Source organism: Halobacillus litoralis, assembly GCF_004101865.1.
Classification (GTDB): Bacteria; Bacillota; Bacilli; order Bacillales; family Halobacillaceae; genus Halobacillus; species Halobacillus litoralis_A.
In genome coordinates, this window is the sequence record NZ_CP026118.1 from 1,271,017 (window position 1) to 1,287,486 (window position 16,470).

Consider the following 16,470-nt stretch of genomic DNA (forward strand, 5'->3'; position numbering starts at 1 on the left):
CTGCCAAACAAATGGCTTTTCATTTGTAAAGATTTACGCAATAATGGAGAAATAAACTTCCTCTTCAAGGAGTGAAATTCAATGATCGAAAAAGAAAACCATGTGCTCGTGATATTCCCGCATCCCGATGATGAAGCTTTCGGGGTTTCAGGAACTATTGCATCATATATAAAACAAGGCACCCCCCTCACATATGCCTGCCTTACTCTCGGTGAAATGGGAAGAAACTTAGGTATGCCGCCTTTTGCAACCCGTGAGTCGCTCCCTGAGATCAGAAAGAAGGAATTGGTCAAAGCATCCGAGGCCATGGGGATTGAAGATTTACGAATGATGGGGTTACGGGACAAAACCCTTGAATTTGAAGATGATACCCAAATGAAAAATATGGTTCGTGATTTAATCGACGAATTGAACCCTTCCCTTGTCATCAGCTTTTACCCAGGGTATGCTGTTCATCCGGACCACGAAGCAACTGCCCGGGCAGTAGTTAGTGCAATCAGGGACATGAAGGAATCTGAGCGACCGAAGTTTCACGCAGTCGCTTTTGCAAATGATACAGAAGAAAACCTGGGGGAACCTGACGTCATTCATGATATTCGAAAAGTGCAGGAAGAAAAATTGAATGCCATGCGTGCTCATATTTCCCAGACAGCGCGTATGCTAGAAATGTTAGAAGAAGGTATTAAAGCGAAGGACCCAGAGGCGATGAAATGGGTGACAGCAGAGAGATTTTATACGTATGACTGGGATCGTGACCTTATCACATAGAGGTGGACTCAAAAGAGTCTCACCTCTTTTTTATAAACAGAATGTAACAACTGATATGAATAATATTGTCACAAACCTGTCTAAAAAATGGTCTCTCTGTCAAAACTGAACATGTTATTCTATAATCAAGATGTTTGTTTTAAGGAGATGAATTATGAAGAATTTAGCAATTTTTATACTTATAATAATATCAATGACACTGGCAGCGTGTGGATCAGACGATGGGGAGAACAATACGTCAAATGCAGATGAACAGGACACTCAGAATAATGAAGTTCCTGAAACACCGGAAGTAATGGTCAGCTTCGATCACCAGCCTTTGCCTGTCGGGGAGGAGACCACGATTAAAGCGAAAGTGACCCAAGGGGACGAGCCTGTTCCAGATGCGGAATATGTGAAATTTGAAATCTGGAATAAAGGTGACTCACAGGATTCCTCCCAGACGATTGAAGCGGAGCATACAGATGATGGTGTTTATGAAATCACCCATACCTTTGATGAAGCAGGCAGCTATCAGGTCATCGCCCATACACAAGTAGATGATCTTCACACGATGCCTAAGAGTGAAGTTAAGGTCGGAAAAGATAGCGAGGTAAGTGAACATTCTCATTCTGAGGAAAGCGGGAAGTTCATGGTTCACTTAGAGACAGAACAAAAGTTCAAAGCAGGTGAAAAATCTCCACTAGTCGTTCACATCAACCACATGGAAGATCCATTCACTAAAGGATTGGTCAAATTTGAAATCAGCGCTGATCATATGGAGAAACACTTATATGTTGACGCTGAAGAAGTCGAGCCCGGGATGTACAAGACCTCCCACAATTTCTCTGAGCCAGGCACATACACCATTAATACCCACTACGAAAAACCAGACGAAGAGATTCATGGTCATAAAGAGAAGACTATAGAAGTAACAGAATAAAAAAATGTCCGCTCCTAAATTGGAGCGGACATTTTTACTTACACATCAGCATTTTGAAGTTTTTGCTTCTTCGCCATTTTTTCGCGTTCATTTTTATTCAAGTATTTCTTCCGAAGACGGACACTTTCTGGTGTAACTTCACAATACTCATCATCGTCAAGATATTCGATCGCTTGTTCAAGCGTCATTTGACGTGTCTTCTTGATTGTATTCGTTGTGTCTTTGTTAGCTGAACGAATATTTGTCAGGTGTTTTTCTTTTGTGATGTTTACAGTAAGGTCGTTTTCACGGTTGTGTTCTCCGACAATCATTCCTTCATACACTTCTGTTCCTGGCTCGACAAAGATTGTACCTCGATCTTCCAGGTTCATGATACCGTATGTGGAAGATTTCCCTTTATCCAAGGAAACGAGAACCCCTTCACGACGTCCACCGACTTGGCCTTTAGTTAATGGCGCATAACCATCAAACGTGTGATTCAAGATGCCATAACCTCTTGTTTGAGTCATGAATTCTGTAGAGTACCCGATCAAACCACGAGAAGGTACGATGAATTCAAGGCGTACTTGACCATTTCCATCATTGACCATATCCTGCATTTCACCTTTACGGTAACCGATGGATTCCATCACAGCTCCCTGATAATCTTCAGGTGTATCGATCTGCACACGTTCTACAGGTTCACACATTTGGCCATCAATTTCTTTCAAGATGACTTTCGGTTTGGATAGTTGAAGTTCAAACCCTTCACGACGCATGTTCTCCACAAGGATGGATAAGTGCAATTCCCCACGTCCTGAAACAGTGAAAGCATCAGGAGAATCTGTCGGATCTACACGAAGACTGACATCTGTCTCCAACTGTGTCATCAGACGTTCTTCAATTTGACGGGAAGTCACATACTTTCCTTCGCGCCCAGCAAATGGACTGTTGTTCACTAAGAAAGTCATTTGAAGTGTCGGCTCATCAATACGCGGAATTTCCATTGCTGCCTGATGATCCGGAAGACAAACGGTTTCTCCAACATTGATATCTTCCATTCCCGCCAAGGCAATGATATCTCCAGCTTTTGCTTCTTGAATTTCCACACGTTTCAAGCCAATGAAACCGAACAATTTCGAAACACGGAAGTTTTTAACTGATCCATCCTTCTTCATTAACGATACCTGCTGACCCACTTTAATTGAACCATTGAATACCCGTCCGACACCGATTCGTCCAAGGTAATCATTATAATCAAGCAATGTTACCTGGAACTGCAGAGGGTCTTCTTTCGTATCTACAGGCGCAGGGATGTTGTTCATGATCAATTTAAAGATCGGATCCATCGTATCCTGCTGATCTTCCGGCTCATCTCCTGATGTTCCGTTCAATGCGGAAGCATAAACAACTGGGAATTCCAATTGCTCATCATCGGCACCTAGTTCAATGAACAGATCCAACACTTCATCCACTACTTCGTTCGGGCGAGCATTCGGACGGTCGATCTTGTTCAGAACAACGACTGGTGTAAGCTTTTGCTCGAGTGCCTTTTTCAAGACAAAGCGTGTCTGTGGCATACATCCTTCATATGCATCTACGACAAGAAGTACACCGTCAACCATTTTCAGAATCCGTTCCACTTCGCCACCAAAGTCAGCGTGACCTGGTGTATCTAAAATATTGATACGCGCATCATTGTAATTGATCGCGGTATTTTTAGCCAAAATTGTTATGCCACGTTCTTTTTCCAAATCATTAGAGTCCATAGCGCGCTCATCGACATGCTCATTATCACGGAATGTTCCTGAATAGTGAAGCATTTGGTCGACCAAGGTTGTTTTCCCGTGGTCAACGTGCGCGATGATCGCTATATTACGAATATCATCTCTGTGTTGCATGAAGCACACACCTCTTTCGTATCACAAATTATTCAACCCTTCTATTATAACATAGTTCTCGTTCTGTCGATACCAGTTTCCATACTCTTCTTCTCATTGCGTACCTGAGGGCATTGAGAGTACAATAAGTGACAGAATAAGTGACAGTTCATATCTGGTAACAATATGGCCTTTTATTGGACCGGATATTCAGTAATTTAATGGAAGTTAGGTGTAGAGATGAAAACAAAACGTACCGGAGATTGGCTGGAAGTCCAAATTCCTGAAAAATGGGATGGTTACACCATTGAAAAAATACTAAAAAAGGAATGGAACGTCCCCCGGAAATTGATGCACAGTTTCCGTTCAAATCGGGAAGTTACACTTAATAATGAAAACCCTCATTGGAAGACAGCAAAAGTGAAAGAGGGAGACACACTGCGTATCCGTTTATTCCGTCCGCAAGCCTTAGAGGTAACTCCGACCTATATGGACATTGATGTCATATATGAAGATGACCACCTTCTTGTCGTCAATAAACCTGCCGGCATTTTCACTCACCCGAATACTCCAGATGATCATGATACTCTAGTCAACGGCGTCGCCTTCTATTTTCAGATGAATGGAATCGAATCGACACCTAAATATGTCCACAGACTGGACCGTGATACATCTGGGGCGATTCTATTTGCTAAACACGATTTGGCGATTGCGATGCTTGGCAAAGAATTACAAGAAAGAAAAATAAAACGCACTTATATCGCTTTGGCACAAGGGAAAGTAAAACCAAGACGTGGTGAAATCGACCAACCGATCGGAAAAGACCGTCACCACCCCGTTCGCAGACGTGTTTCTGAAGGAGGTCAGCCTGCTGTCACTCATTATGAGATGATCACTTATGACCCTGCCCATAAGGTTTCTCTCATAAAACTGCAATTACAAACAGGGAGAACCCATCAGATTCGCGTCCATTTAAGTCATATTGGGCATCCTTTAGTCGGTGATAAGATGTATGGGGGTAAAGGCAGTTTTGATTACAATCAAGCTCTACATGCAGCAAAATTGACATTGATTCACCCTTTCACAGAAAAAGAAATCAAATGTTTGGCGAAGCCTTCATCAGATTCACCCTTCTTCACAAGTGAACAAGTAGAAGGATTGGGAGATGAGAATACAGGAATTTAAGTACAATGGACAGAGAATGTGTGGAGTGGTCGTTCTAAAGTCCACTTCACAATAAGATTGTTCTTAAGCTTGTCAAGGCTTTCGAGGCACTTACGCATTCGACTCCTTCCAGCTTCAGTGCCTAGCCTCTCGAGGTCTTAAGTCCATTCTTTTTGTGAAGAAAGTCCACTTCACAATAATATTGTTCTTAAGCTTGTCGAGGCTTTCGAGGCACTTACGCATTCGACTCCTATAATAGCGGGCTGGGACAACACTAACTGCCACTGGAAAAGACGAACAATAGGGTGGAATAGATCAAAAGAAAACCCGAACGAATTTTCGTTCGGGTTTTCTAACGGAAAAAATCCTTTTGTCACAGCCTCGTTTGTATTACGTTTCTTTTAAGGAATGGTAAAGATCATCGTATTTTTCTGCACATTGAAGATCCAGTTCAGTCAGCCCTTTGGCATTCCAGGAAGTCAGCTTCAATGTGACCATTTTGTAATCAACGCTTATAAATGGATGGTGTTGAATGTCCTCAGAGTATTCAGCGATTGAATTGACAAATTGAATGCCCGTCAGGAACTTACGAAACCTGTAGCGCTTCACGATGAATTTTTCTTCTGTCAACTTCCACCCATCCAATTGTGAGACCTTCTCCTGCTTCACCTCTTCTGGAATACGTTCTTCTTCCACCTTCAGTCACTCCTTTACCAGACTATATTTTAATCTGTTGTCTATTCGCTTAACTCCATAAATTCATTAAGGTCAGCTAAACAAAGCTTCAGGGCATGCTCCCAAAAATCCGTTTTCTTAAGATCGACACCCAAATGTTTTTCTGCCAGCTCTTCCACAGACATCCTGCCAGTATCCTGAAGTAAGGCAATATATTGATTTTCGAAATCGGCTCCCACTTCCAAAGCTTTTGCGTAAATACCCATACTGAATAAGTAACCGAACGTGTAAGGGAAGTTATAAAAAGGTACATCCGTAATATGAAAATGGAGTTTTGAAGCCCAGAAAGTAGGGTCGTACTCATCTAACGTTTCTACATAGGCCTCTTTTTGAGCCTCTATCATTAATTCATTAAGCCGCTCCGCAGAAACCACACTCTCCTCACGTTCTTCATAAAAGCGAGATTCAAACAAGAAGCGGGCATGTATATTCATAAAGAAAGCTACACTTCGCTGTACTTTATCTTCCAGTAAGCTCATTTTTTCCGCCTCATTTGCTGCATGTTTGACTGCTGCATCAGCAACAATCATTTCTGCAAAAGTGGAGGCTGTTTCCGCCACATTCATTGCATACCCCTGATTCAGAACAGGAAGATCAGTCATCACGTGCTGATGATAAGCATGTCCCAGTTCATGTGCTAGAGTAGCAACACTAGAAGGGCTTCCGGAATAAGTCATGAAAATACGAGTTTCTCCACTATCCGGAAAGCTTGTACAGAAACCACCTGGCTGTTTTCCCGGCCGGTCTTCAGCTTCAATCCAACTCTTTTCAAATGCCATTTCTGCAAAATCGGCCATTTTAGGACTGAACTGTCGGAACTGTTTAATGATGAATTCTGCACCCTCCTGGAAGCTCATCGTATTTTCTGTGTCTCCCAAAGGTGCTTCTACATCATAAAAGCTTAATTGATTCAAACCAAGCTTCTGAGCTTTCTTCTTCATATAAGGAATGTAATGTTTTTTGTAATCTGTAATCGTGTCCCACATGGCATTCAATGTCTGTTCACTCATACGATTGTAGTCGAGTGGCTCTTTCAATATATTCTCCCAATTTCGATGCTTATACGTTTGAAGACGGAAGCCGGATAAATGATTCAACGTTTCACTGAAAAGATCCGCTTCTCCTGCCCATGTATTTTGCAGCTTTTGAAAAGCTTCTTTTCTAACCCGACGATCAGAAGAATGCAATTTATTTGATGCCTGCCCGACAGATAATGTTTCCCCATCCATCGTAATAGAAAGCTTGGCAACAAGACTGTCATACATCTGGCCCCATGCGTGGTAGCCATCAACACTCAGATCATTGATCAAAGACTCCCGCTTCACTTCCAATTTATCCTTTGCCAGTTGGCGACGTTCATTAAGTATGAAAGATACTTCTATAAATTGAACCTGGTTCATTAATGATTTCCATACGTCATCATCTACTTGTACAAGTGTTTGGTCCAATTGTGTCAATTGGTTATCCAACCTGGCACCTAATTCGCTTCTCTTAGATTGCAAAGCACCAGCTTTTACATCGTGAACATCTTGTGCATTCAAACAACTGACGTAAGCACCGAACTCTCCTAATTTTTTAATCACTAATTGAACGTTTTCCAGAATGGTAGATAAATCTTTTGTCTGGTCTGTGTTGCGTGGAGGTGTAAATGATCTAAGAAGAGTTTCCAACTCACTTAGATGACGTTCTGTCTGTTTGATATAATCTCTTAATTGTTGTGAGTCACTGCCCCCTTCAAAAATGCTATCTAAATCCCAAGTTATATTATATTCCGCCATGAATAAGTCCCTTCCTTTCTATGTAAACACCATGTTCCTAATACTAGCTTCTTTCATTATATCAGAATTTTCACACGCTCCGATAACCTTGAGAGTGGAAATAACACAAGGAAGAAGCAATTGGAGCGATTCATGCAGTTTTGCGAAAAGGAAGTAGACTACTTGCTAGTTCTTGTTGAAAACCAAAGAAATAAAAATGATATATTTTTGTAACATAAATGAAACCTTTCTGACTATTCAATCGTCTAATAAGTAGACTGTAAAAAATTGCATGCATGACTTTTGAATTCAAATAACAGAAAGGGGCTTTCAGCATGAAAAAACGTATCGAATATGATGCAACAGAAATTGCAAGTGTTGCAGGAGGTTCCGCCTTCTTGACCACGGTCCTTTATTTAGCCATCTATGTTCTATAAATATCATAAGGAAAGGCCTCGTCCTCTGGAAGGGCGGGGTCTTTCCTTTTCTCCAACCTTTTTGGTTAGAACTTCTATACCATCCTCATTATAATAGGAGTTAATCTATTCCAAAAAAGGAGGAGTCCTATTGTTTCAAAACCATCAAGGATATCAAACCATGTTACAAGATAACCACATTAGCTTCGGACTCACTATTCCATTAGAAAATTATGACAAGACTCCCCCTTCAATGACTGACCAAATTGAAATGGCGCAATTAGCTGAAACGATGGGCTTCCACTGTCTATGGCTTCAAGACGTATTACTGGAAGACCCGACTTTTGAAGATCCGGCCACTGGACAGATTTTCGACAGTCTTATCTACTTGACTTATTTAGCTTCACATACAAACTCCATAAACCTGGGAACAGCAGCCCTTGTGATGTCTTTACGTCACCCTTTGCGTACAGCTAAAGAAGTAGCAAGCATTGAAAAGCTCTTCCCAGAACGTATGATTTTCGGTATTTCTTCAGGCGACCGCAGGAAAGATTTTGAAGGTCTAAACATTCCGATCATGGAAAGAGGAGAGTGGTTCAAAGAGGCTTTTCATTTTTTTAATAAAGCTATATATGAAGAGTTTCCAGAACTGCAATCACCATATGGAGCGTTGAAAAAATCCAACGTGGTACCTAAACCGACGAAACGCATTCCTACACTAATGACCGGTTATTGTCAGCAGACATTAGATTGGATTGCTGAACATGGAGACGGATGGATGTTTTACCCCCAGCGGCCCGAGCAGCAGAAACAGACCATCGAACAGTATCGGAAAAGAGTGAAACATTATCATGGTGATGTCTTCCGCCCTTTCCTCATGCCGCTCCCTTTAGAGTTATCTGACGACCCCTCTCATCCCGCTGAAAAAATACCAGCCGGATATCGGGTGGGGCGTGAAAATCTTATAAATTTAATTGAAGAATACCGTTCCATAGGAGTCAATCACCTCATGTTCGGACTGTCAAAGAATAAGCGCCCTATAAGTGAAGTGATGCAGGAACTCGGTGAAGACGTTCTTCCATTATTCCGCCAATCACCATGACCAACATCAAACGCTCATCGTAGAATCAATGCTGTCCATCTAAAAAGAATATTTTTTTGATTTATAAGCGAAATCCACTTTGCATGTACAAGGGCCGGTGGCGATATTCAAAGTCAATATAAAGGGAATACTAAAGCTCATGGAGTGGTAAGAACCCGAATGTCTCATCGAAGTAATAGAAGCCGAGTTGAATTGTAAAATTGTCCTGCTCAGCTTTTCTCATTGATGCATAACTCTGAAAGATGCAGTTCTTCCGTAGCAAAGAATTTATGATATTCCTTAGAAATGAAGCTGAGCTCCTGAGTATATAAGTATCTTACGAGAAAGGGGAGACTGGAAATGAACAAGCCTGAAATAATGTTGGTCGGCACCTTTCATATGGCTATGGACCCACAGAAAGTAAATGATCAGCAAAAACAAATCCAAGATATTGTCCATTCACTAAAAAAATTCCGCCCTACGAAAATCGCTGTTGAAAAATCATTCTTAATTGAAGAAGAGTTGATGCGTAAATATCGTGAGTTTCTGAACGGGGATCTGGCGCCTGCGTATGACGAAGTTGAACAGTTCGCTTTTCGAATCGCCCATGAATTAAATCTCCCGCAACTTCACCCTGTCGATGAAATCGTCGATATGGACTCCCCTTCTTTGAATCAAGTTTTTGAATGGGCTAAAGAGCATCAGCCAGAACTTTTCAAAGAAATCCTCCAAGTTCAGTCACATTTAAAAAAGATGGAAAAAGGTGAGACAGTGCTGGACGTACTGCGTTATATCAACGATCCTGATTATATAAAGGAACTTCAAAGAATTTATATAAAGCTCGCTCGAGTCGGAGATCGTCAACATCAGATCGGTGTACAATGGTTAAAACAGTGGCACCACAGAGATTTAGCTATTGCCGCTAATATTGCCAGAATCGCCCGGCCAAATGATCGCATCCTTGTGTTAATCGGCAGTGATCATCTTCATCTTCTCCAAGGATTCATTAAGGATAGCGGGGATTTTCACCTTCCCTCCGTCACCTCTTATCTGGATACATAATTTTATAAAAAAACCAAAAACCCACCTCAAGCCATCCAGATTCTGGATGGCTTGAGGTGGGTTAATATCGTAATTAGATCCGAAAAGCAAACCTCTATCAGTAAGTGGAGAGGTTTGCTTTTAAATCTTTAATCTTCATTTTCAGGCTTGTCTTCAAGTGCTTCAAGTGCCGAACGTTTTTTCTTTTTCTTTCTGTTCTTCCAACGTTTAATATGGATAGTACTCGGTTCATAATCATCCGATTCCCGGATATCTGTATTAGAAGCTTTCATAAATGACCATGCAAGTAAGAACATGATGAAAATCAGTGGAAAACCACCGACAATACTTGCTGTCTGCAAAGTATCCAAACCACCGAGAAACATGAGAGCCAGAGGCATGATACACAAAGCAAATGCCCAGAAAAGACGGTTCCAGCGCAGCGGCTCTCCCTCTACACTCTTTTGAACTACAGAAGCCAGAATGTAAGAGGAAGAATCAAACGTCGTGGCAAGGAAAATAATCGCCAATACCGTAAAGACCAGAACCATGAATTTCGCCAATGGCAACTGATTAATAATCTCAATAATCGTGGCTGGAGCTCCATATTGATCCATGAATGCAATCGCATCAAAACTTCCTGTCAATTGCATATACAAACCGAAATTACCCATGATTCCAAAGAAAAGCACACAACCTATCGTCCCATAAACCATTGTGCCAAGAACCATTTGACGAATTGTGCGCCCTCTGGAAATTCTGGCAACGAACAAACCTACGAATGGTGCATACACTAGCCACCATGCCCAGTAGAAGATCGTCCAACTCTCGGGGAAGCTGGTCAGTTCAAATTGACCCAAGTTTCCGAATGGCTCCATCCACGTGGCCATTTTAAAGAAGTTATCAGCTAGAATTCCTAAAGAGTTGAACGTCGTTTCACTAATAAAGCGCGTAGGCCCAAAAATGAAGATAAAGGCAAGCAGGAATAAAGAAAGCCAAAGGTTCACATCACTCAGAACCTTAATACCACGCTTCAAACCAGAATATGAGCTGACGGCAAAAATAATGGTACACAAAAGCATGATGGCGGCTTTCATGCCAAGAGTTACCGGAATACCGGTCAAACTGTTGATTCCCTGTGCTATCATAGGTGTTCCAAGAGCTAATGTTGTTCCGGCTCCACCTAGTAACCCAAACATGAATAAAATGTCTATGAGATTTCCCAATGGACCATCAACCGTTTTGCCTAAAACCGGGCGGACAGCTTCACTTACTTTAAGTACTGGTTTCTTCCGCACATAATAGAAATATGCTATCGGGAGGGCGGGTAATGTATAAATCGCCCATGCAATAGGTCCCCAATGAAATATACCGTATGCAGAAGCCCATTGGATCGCTTCTTTGGATCCCGGCTCTACCCCAAACGGAGGGCCCTGGTAATAATAAGCCCATTCAATTACAGCCCAATACAAAATACTGGAACCGATTCCTGCAGCGAACAGCATAGCTGCCCATGAGAAAGTACTGAACTCAGGCTTTTCCCCTTCATCGCCAAGTTTAATCGACCCATTCTTACTAAAAGCTACAAAAATAAGAAAAGCAAAGATAACAAAACCCATGATCATATAAAGAACACCGAAGTTCTCAGTCATGAATGCATTTGCTTCGGAAACGAACACTTTCCCAGCTTCAGGGAAAACAATCAGTGGAATCGTCACACCGAATAGTAAAATCAATGCGCCAATAAAAGTAGGCCAATCAATCAACTTCGTTTTCAAGTGACATACATCCTTTCATCTTCATTGTAATTTAGTTTGTTCTTTAAAGGGTTGAAACATGCAGGGGAGGGGTGGAATCTTGAAACATCTTTTAAATACACAAGCATCATTGTAACAATTGTATAGACAGGGGACAAATGTGGTCTGTATAGTTTATACCCTATTCTGAAAGACATAAGCGCAGGAAGCGGGGATAATCTTTCAATTACGACAATATGCGACATCCAGGAGAAAATAAAGGGGGAATGAAGCAGCCCATTTAGCTTATTATTGAATCCGAAAGTGTTATTAATCCTATATGTTAAAACGCATAGGGAGTTAACTGTCATGTAAGTGGAAAATGCGAGCATGACAGCCGTCCACATTTATGAAGATGATTTTTATTTTTTCGTTAGATCAATTGTGAAATTACTATAGAATACATGAAGGAGGGGTTGAGGTTGGCTGAAGGAAAATCGTGGAGAGATCGGTGTAATCCGTTATACCTTCCATTGGTGACTGTATTCCCCCTGGATGGATGGCTTTTGGTCAAATCCCATCCGTTTTCAGGAGTGGAAATAAGTTTATATATAGTCGGCATCTTTTTTCCTGTTTTTGCAGGTGCTGTTGAAATAGATGACGAAGCAAGGAAGCACCAAGTCTACGGGTATATTTACCTGGCCTCGGCACTCATTTTTGCTAGTCTCGGGCTATCCATGTGGCTATTGTAAGTCAGATGAAAAATAGCCACGGTAAAATCATTGGAATCATAATGATGATGGTTAAAATCAACCAAGCACTCTGGTTATCACTAGTCAGCTGTTTCCGATATGACATCGCCCATGCCAATAGAAGCAGCACCGTCATAATCATACTTCTAATATGAAGTTCCCCATCCTTATTATTCATGAATATATAAACAGTACCTTCTGCAATAATCAACAAACCGACGAGTATATTGAAAATATGAGTAAACCACTTACTCATTCGGCATCCTCCTCAAATGATTGTTCAGTTTATATCCTTCCCAAGTATATTACACCCTATTTTTTTAAGAAAGAAAAGTATCTTTTTTAAACAACAAAGCCAGCAAGGTCCACTTTCAGAACCTCGCTGGCTATAATTTATCGATTAATCTTTTTAATGCTTGTGTCACTTGGTATATTGACCTATCTTGTTTAAGAACGTGCCAGTAATCAGAATAAAAATATACTTCAAGCAGAGTGTCATTATTACTCTTCAATTTCAGTGCGCCATTAATCTCGGTCGTTTCTTCTGTTTCTTGCGCTTGAGGGGAATTTTTCATCGCCTTTAGGAATTGACGGATATCCCCTTCCTGCTCAACCCTGTATGACGTCCGTTCTTCCCCATCCAAACTGTAATAGGTAAGCGTCAAAGGGCGTTCATAATCACTCCAGCTATGGGGAGTGATGGCATCTTTACTGAAAACGACAGGATTAAAAAAGTACCTTTGGTCAATATAGACGACACAACTGGCAATCAATGTCACGATTCCAATCAACACTAAAAGTTTTCTCCCCATCCTCTCACCTCTTTACCATGTCCATCATAACATAAAATAGGTATTTTATTCCATTTTATATGTATGTAAATTCAATAAAATATGATTGTATACTATATACTACGGTGAAAAATGGAGATAGTTTCTTATAATTATAAGAAGTTCCTATATAAATACAAAAAAAGATAAAAAAACAGGAGTGATGCCCACTCCTGTTTCTTATCTTTATTCAGGGAAGCCTAAAATTGTTTTCGTTTCCAAATACTCTTCAATTCCGTAATCTCCCCACTCTCTTCCGATGCCTGACCGTTTATAGCCACCGAATGGAGCAGCAAAATCAGCTTCAGCGTCATTCACTTTTACACGCCCAGCCCTGATTCCTGAAGCTACCTTTCTTAGGTTCTCTGGATTTTCACCTACCACGTAGCCCGCTAAACCATAATACGTATCATTAGCTATCTCTATCGCTTCATCAATGGAATCATAGGTAATGATGGACATGACCGGTCCGAAAATTTCTTCCTGAGCAATTACCATGTCATTTTTCACATCTGTGAAGACAGTCGGTTTTGCATAATAACCTTTATCCAATCCTTCAGGTTTACCTGTTCCACCGACAAGAAGAGTAGCTCCTTCTTCCTGCCCTTTTTCAATATATGATTGGACAGTATCCCACTGTTTCTTCGCAACCAAGGGACCAGTACGATTGTCTTCTCGTGGATCTCCAACCGGAAATTCAGGAAGAACATTTTTAACAGCCTTTTCAAATGATTCCTTCATGGAAGATGGAACAAGAACACGAGTTGCTGCGGAACAAACTTGACCGGTGTTTGTAGCAATATGGCCAACCGCTGTTCTGGCAGCTTGCTCAACATCTGCATCATCAAGGACGACAAGTGGGGATTTCCCACCTAACTCAAGGGCAAAGTTTTTGATTGTTTCAGATGCATTTTCCATAATTTTTTGACCGACAGCTCCTGAACCTGTAAACGATACAAAATCGATATCCGGATGAGAGCTGATTCCATTACCGATCACTGAGCCAGAACCATTCACTAAATTAAATACACCCTTCGGTACGCCAGCCGCTTCAAATATTTCTGTTAAAATGACAGCAGCGAACGGCGTAAGCTCTGCAGGCTTCAATATGACAGGACTACCGGCAGCAAAAGCACTTGCAATCTTAGTGGACGTCTGATTTGTCGGGAAGTTCCAAGGTGTAATAAGACCACTGATACCGATCGTATCTTTCATGACGGTATGCCCGCCTCGGTTTTCAATGAAAGAAAATTCCTTCAGTGATTCTGCCGCTTGGGCAAAATGATTATAACCCATCATATAATGTACATTTTCTGATACCGACAAGGGAGAACCCAATTCATCTGTAATCGTTTCGATTATATCGTCTTTTCTTTTTTCATATTCCTGGGCAATTCTTTCCAGTAATTCAATTCTTTCCTGTTTTGAAGTTTGAGAAAAAGAAGGAAAGGCAGCACGGGCTGCTTTTACAGCTTTATCAAGATCTTCTTTCGTACCTAGACTGATGGTACCGATGACTTCTTCAGTAGCGGGATTGATGACATCTTCTGTCTCATCCCCTGTTGAGTCTATCCATTCTCCATTTATATAGTGCTTCAAGTAGTTACGCATTTTACACGTCTCCTTTAGTAAACGAATTTTTTATCGTTCTGAAAGACTGTAACCGTTTTTTTCCACTTTCAAACATTACCTGTTCTTTGCTCCACTTCTCAAAAGCACTTCACTCATCTATAATTGGTACAACAATAAGGAAAGGTGGGGGATCATGTCTTCGACTAATCAACAAATCCAACAATATCTGACTAAAAACGAGGACAAGACTCGATTACTTGTCAGTTGTCCCGATCAACCCGGGATCGTATCAAGCATTTCCAAATTTTTATATGAACATGAAGCCAACATTGTAGAATCAAGCCAGTATACAACAGACCATGTTGAGGGGACTTTTTTTCTCCGCATCGTTTTTGCATCGAATAATATAAAAGATAAAGAAACAATGTTGAAAAGAGACTTCCAATCCATTGCTGACCAATTTGACATGAATTGGCGAATGAGCTTTTTACACAATTTAAAAAAGACAGCCATTTTCGCCTCCAAGGAACTTCACTGTCTAAGGGAATTATTATATGAATGGGAAAGCGGAGATCTCATGACAGATATCTCGCTTGTAATCAGTAACCATGAAACAGGACGAGAGCTGGTCGAATCCTTCGGTATACCTTTTCATTACATCCCAGCAAACAAAGATATCCGGAATGAGGTGGAAGCAAAACAACTTGAATTACTTGAGGAGTATAAAATCGACTTGATCGTTTTGGCCCGATATATGCAAATCCTAACACCAAAGTTTGTAGCGACTCATCCTTCAAGCATTATTAATATCCACCATTCGTTCTTGCCGGCATTCATTGGAGCGAGCCCTCATAAACGGGCCTATCAACGTGGAGTCAAACTGATCGGCGCAACCTCCCACTATGTCACAGATGATTTGGACGAAGGACCTATCATTGAGCAAGATGTCATTCGAGTAGACCATCGCAATAGCGTCAATGATTTGAAGAAAAAGGGAAGGCTGATTGAACGCAGTGTATTAGCACGAGCTGTGAAATGGGAAATCGAAGATCGCGTCCTCGTTCACGAAAATAAGACAATCGTTTTTTAAGCGAATGAGTAAAGGACAATGGCTTTTGGTCACGTGTCTGTCTATATAAAAAAACCTGGTTCCCTTCCAGGTTTTTTTTTATGAAATTCTCCTTAACCTGCACATAAAATGTTCATAGAGAGAAATCTTTCTGTGGAGGCGATCTACATGATCCATACAGTTAAACCCGGGGAAACTTTAACGCAAATCTCAAGAGACTACCGTACTCCTCTTGGAGAAATACTGTCTGTAAACCAAATCCCAAATCCTAATTTGATTTATCCTGGCCAAAGACTCGAAATCCCTGGTTTTCCCCCGATAGAAACCATCACTTATAGGATCGATATATCTGTTAACAATCGTCAATTACGCTTATATAAAAATGGGATATTACAAAAGCAATATCCCATCGCTGTTGGCAGAATGCTGTCCAACACTCCCACCGGAAATTTCATCATCATAAATAAAGCACCCGATCCGGGCGGCCCATTCGGGACGATGTGGATGAGCTTGTCCAAAGAACACTACGGCATACACGGTACAAATAATCCAAGTTCTATTGGTAAAGCAGTATCCAAAGGCTGCATCAGGATGTTCAACGAAGATGTTGAAGAACTAGCCAGGACCATTCCAATCGGTACGCCTGTCACCATTCATCTTTAGCTCATAAAGAATCAACCGAATTATTCTATGTTCGTCTGCACCGGATACAGAAAGGGGATGAGGGACAAGAGCTGAGCGGGGTTAGGTTCAGTGATTTCCCCCAAA

General features: G+C 41.2%; 15 protein-coding genes. 8 read left to right on the forward strand and 7 right to left on the reverse strand.

What is annotated here, in order from left to right; translation table 11 throughout:
• The first annotated feature begins 81 nt into the window (after positions 1 to 81).
• Both bshB2 and HLI_RS06485 read left to right on the forward strand, forming a co-directional pair.
• A complete protein-coding gene (gene bshB2, locus HLI_RS06480; RefSeq protein WP_206659639.1) occupies positions 82 to 768 on the forward strand; it encodes a bacillithiol biosynthesis deacetylase BshB2 in 687 nt (228 codons plus the stop codon).
• A gap of 154 nt (positions 769 to 922) precedes the next feature.
• On the forward strand, positions 923 to 1,690 hold the full coding sequence (locus tag HLI_RS06485; protein ID WP_128524059.1) for a FixH family protein: 768 nt from the start codon (positions 923 to 925) through the stop codon (positions 1,688 to 1,690).
• Between the two features lie 38 nt (positions 1,691 to 1,728).
• On the opposite strand, the gene typA is transcribed toward HLI_RS06485, so the two are convergent.
• The gene (gene typA, locus HLI_RS06490; RefSeq protein WP_128524061.1) at positions 1,729 to 3,570 is read right to left on the reverse strand and encodes a translational GTPase TypA; all 1,842 of its coding nucleotides are present in this window, start codon (positions 3,568 to 3,570) and stop codon (positions 1,729 to 1,731) included.
• Between the two features lie 219 nt (positions 3,571 to 3,789).
• On the opposite strand from typA, the gene HLI_RS06495 reads away from it, so the two are divergent.
• Positions 3,790 to 4,734: an RluA family pseudouridine synthase gene (locus HLI_RS06495; protein WP_128524063.1), complete on the forward strand. Its 945-nt coding sequence runs from the start codon at positions 3,790 to 3,792 to the stop codon at positions 4,732 to 4,734.
• A 369-nt stretch (positions 4,735 to 5,103) separates the two neighbouring features.
• On the opposite strand, the gene HLI_RS06500 is transcribed toward HLI_RS06495, so the two are convergent.
• Together HLI_RS06500 and HLI_RS06505 are read right to left on the reverse strand one after the other, a co-directional pair.
• On the reverse strand, positions 5,104 to 5,409 hold the full coding sequence (locus HLI_RS06500; protein ID WP_128524065.1) for a 4a-hydroxytetrahydrobiopterin dehydratase: 306 nt from the start codon (positions 5,407 to 5,409) through the stop codon (positions 5,104 to 5,106).
• 41 nt (positions 5,410 to 5,450) lie between these two features.
• The gene (locus tag HLI_RS06505; RefSeq protein WP_128524067.1) at positions 5,451 to 7,226 is read right to left on the reverse strand and encodes a M3 family oligoendopeptidase; all 1,776 of its coding nucleotides are present in this window, start codon (positions 7,224 to 7,226) and stop codon (positions 5,451 to 5,453) included.
• A 576-nt stretch (positions 7,227 to 7,802) separates the two neighbouring features.
• Between HLI_RS06505 and HLI_RS06510 the strand changes: the two genes are divergently transcribed.
• Both HLI_RS06510 and HLI_RS06515 read left to right on the forward strand, forming a co-directional pair.
• Entirely contained in the window at positions 7,803 to 8,723 is a 921-nt protein-coding gene (locus HLI_RS06510) for a TIGR03571 family LLM class oxidoreductase (RefSeq protein ID WP_128526829.1), read from the forward strand.
• A 339-nt stretch (positions 8,724 to 9,062) separates the two neighbouring features.
• Entirely contained in the window at positions 9,063 to 9,764 is a 702-nt protein-coding gene (locus tag HLI_RS06515; protein ID WP_128524069.1) for a DUF5694 domain-containing protein, read from the forward strand.
• Positions 9,765 to 9,892: 128 nt separating this feature from the next.
• Here HLI_RS06515 and HLI_RS06520 read toward each other — a convergent pair whose 3' ends face one another.
• A complete protein-coding gene (locus HLI_RS06520; protein WP_128524071.1) occupies positions 9,893 to 11,521 on the reverse strand; it encodes a BCCT family transporter in 1,629 nt (542 codons plus the stop codon).
• A gap of 440 nt (positions 11,522 to 11,961) precedes the next feature.
• Here HLI_RS06520 and HLI_RS06525 point away from each other — a divergent pair, with 440 nt between their 5' ends.
• Positions 11,962 to 12,231: a hypothetical protein gene (locus tag HLI_RS06525; RefSeq protein ID WP_128524073.1), complete on the forward strand. Its 270-nt coding sequence runs from the start codon at positions 11,962 to 11,964 to the stop codon at positions 12,229 to 12,231.
• Between the two features lies 1 nt (position 12,232).
• On the opposite strand, the gene HLI_RS06530 is transcribed toward HLI_RS06525, so the two are convergent.
• The 3 genes from HLI_RS06530 to HLI_RS06540 all read right to left on the reverse strand — a co-directional run bounded on the left by HLI_RS06530 (position 12,233) and on the right by HLI_RS06540 (position 14,672).
• On the reverse strand, positions 12,233 to 12,487 hold the full coding sequence (locus tag HLI_RS06530) for a hypothetical protein (protein WP_128524074.1): 255 nt from the start codon (positions 12,485 to 12,487) through the stop codon (positions 12,233 to 12,235).
• A 130-nt stretch (positions 12,488 to 12,617) separates the two neighbouring features.
• Positions 12,618 to 13,043, reverse strand: coding sequence for a hypothetical protein (locus HLI_RS06535; RefSeq protein ID WP_128524076.1), 426 nt, complete (start codon positions 13,041 to 13,043; stop codon positions 12,618 to 12,620).
• A gap of 204 nt (positions 13,044 to 13,247) precedes the next feature.
• Complete coding sequence (locus tag HLI_RS06540) at positions 13,248 to 14,672, reverse strand: aldehyde dehydrogenase family protein (protein WP_128524077.1); 1,425 nt, start codon at positions 14,670 to 14,672, stop codon at positions 13,248 to 13,250.
• Positions 14,673 to 14,826: 154 nt separating this feature from the next.
• On the opposite strand from HLI_RS06540, the gene purU reads away from it, so the two are divergent.
• A complete protein-coding gene (gene purU / locus HLI_RS06545; protein ID WP_128524079.1) occupies positions 14,827 to 15,723 on the forward strand; it encodes a formyltetrahydrofolate deformylase in 897 nt (298 codons plus the stop codon).
• 147 nt (positions 15,724 to 15,870) lie between these two features.
• Positions 15,871 to 16,365: a L,D-transpeptidase family protein gene (locus tag HLI_RS06550; RefSeq protein ID WP_128524081.1), complete on the forward strand. Its 495-nt coding sequence runs from the start codon at positions 15,871 to 15,873 to the stop codon at positions 16,363 to 16,365.
• The last annotated feature ends 105 nt before the right edge of the window (positions 16,366 to 16,470 follow it).